This is a genomic window from Microbacterium sp. Bi128 (genome assembly GCF_918698205.1).
In genome coordinates this window covers 1-1,749 of record NZ_CAKKMM010001088.1, presented here as the reverse complement: position 1 = coordinate 1,749, position 1,749 = coordinate 1, and the positions used below count along the sequence as shown (strand labels likewise).

Here is a 1,749-nt window from a genome sequence, read left to right as displayed (position 1 = left end):
TCAAGGGCTGAGAATGGACAGCATCGACGTCGACTGGGCTGCACTCGAAGCTGCGGCAGTGTCCGCTATGAAGAACGCCTATGCGCCGTATTCGAAGTTTCCGGTGGGGGCCGCGGCCCTCACCGGAGACGGGCGGATCGTCAGCGGCTGCAATGTCGAAAACGCCAGCTACGGGCTGACCCTGTGCGCCGAGTGCGCCCTGGTGGGCAACCTGCAGATGACCGGCGGGGGACGGCTGCGCGCATTCTACTGCGTCGACGCCGGCGGGAATGTCCTCATGCCGTGCGGGCGCTGCCGCCAGCTGCTCTACGAATTCCGGGCTCCGGACATGGAGCTCATGACCACGCAGGGAATCAAGACCATGGACCAGGTCCTTCCCGATGCCTTTGGCCCCCAACACCTGGAGGAACCCCGGTGACACTTCCGACACAGAACCCCAACAACAGTGAAGCGTTCGACGCCGTCGACATCATCCGCATCAAGCGGGACAAGGGTGTGCTCAGCCCGGCCCAGATCGACTGGACAATCGACGCGTACACCCGCGGCGCCATCGCCGACGAACAGATGGCCGCCCTGAACATGGCCATCCTGCTCAACGGCATGGACCGGGCCGAGATCTCCCGCTGGACGGCGGCCATGATCGCCTCCGGCGAGCGGATGGACTTCTCCAGCCTGCGGCGGCCCGACGGCGGCGTGAAGGCGACGTCGGACAAGCACTCCACCGGCGGCGTCGGGGACAAGATCACCCTGCCGCTGGCTCCGCTTGTAGCGGTGTTTGGCGTGGCAGTGCCGCAGCTCTCGGGCCGCGGCCTCGGCCACACCGGCGGCACCCTGGACAAGCTCGAGGCCATCCCGGGCTGGCGTGCGGCCCTGAGCAATGAGGAAATGATGGCCCAGCTCCAGGACGTCGGGGCGGTCATTTGCGCGGCCGGCGCCGGGCTGGCCCCGGCGGACAAGAAGCTCTACGCGCTCCGCGATGTCACCGGGACCGTGGAGGCCATCCCGCTGATCGCCTCCTCGATCATGAGCAAGAAGATCGCCGAAGGCACCGGCTCGCTGGTGCTCGACGTCAAGGTGGGCAGCGGCGCGTTCATGAAGGACGAGGCCCGCGCCCGCGAACTGGCCGAAACCATGGTGGCCCTGGGCAAGGACGCCGGCGTCAACACGGTGGCCCTGCTCACCAACATGAACACGCCGCTGGGCCTGACCGCGGGCAACGCGATCGAGGTCGAGGAATCCGGGGAGGTCCTCGCCGGCGGAGGCCCGGACGACGTCGTCGAACTCACCGTCCGGCTCGCGGAGGAAATGCTGGCGTGCGCCGGCATCCGCGACGCCGATCCCCGGGCAGCACTCCGGGACGGCCGGGCCATGGACGTCTGGAACCGGATGATCGAGGCCCAGGGCGGAGACCCGCGCGCCAAGCTCCCGGTCGCCAAGGAATCCGAGGTCATCTACGCCCCGGCCGACGGTGTCCTGGTGGAGCTCGACGCGATGGCCGTCGGCGTCGCTGCCTGGCGGCTCGGTGCCGGGCGCGCCCGCAAGGAGGACCAGGTCCAGGCCGGTGCCGGGGTGCGGATGCACGCCAAGCCCGGCGCCACGGTCAAGGCAGGCGAACCGCTCATGACCCTGCTCACGGACACACCGGAGAAGTTCGAGCGTGCCAAGGAAGCGCTCGAACACGCCGCCGTGATCGCCCCCGAGGGCTCCCGGCCCGCCCAGAAGCTCATCATCGACCGCATCGCCTAAGCC

General features: G+C 68.7%; 2 protein-coding genes. Both read left to right on the top strand.

Going from position 1 to position 1,749, the window contains the following annotated elements:
• Positions 1-13: 13 nt before the first annotated feature.
• Entirely contained in the window at positions 14-418 is a 405-nt protein-coding gene (locus LQV45_RS30025; RefSeq protein WP_230010838.1) for a cytidine deaminase, read from the top strand.
• Positions 415-1,746 carry a thymidine phosphorylase gene (locus tag LQV45_RS30020; RefSeq protein ID WP_230010837.1) on the top strand — a complete coding sequence of 444 codons (1,332 nt, stop codon included), beginning with the start codon at positions 415-417 and terminating at the stop codon, positions 1,744-1,746. The genes LQV45_RS30025 and LQV45_RS30020 overlap by 4 nt, the downstream gene beginning before the upstream one ends.
• Positions 1,747-1,749 lie beyond the last annotated feature (3 nt).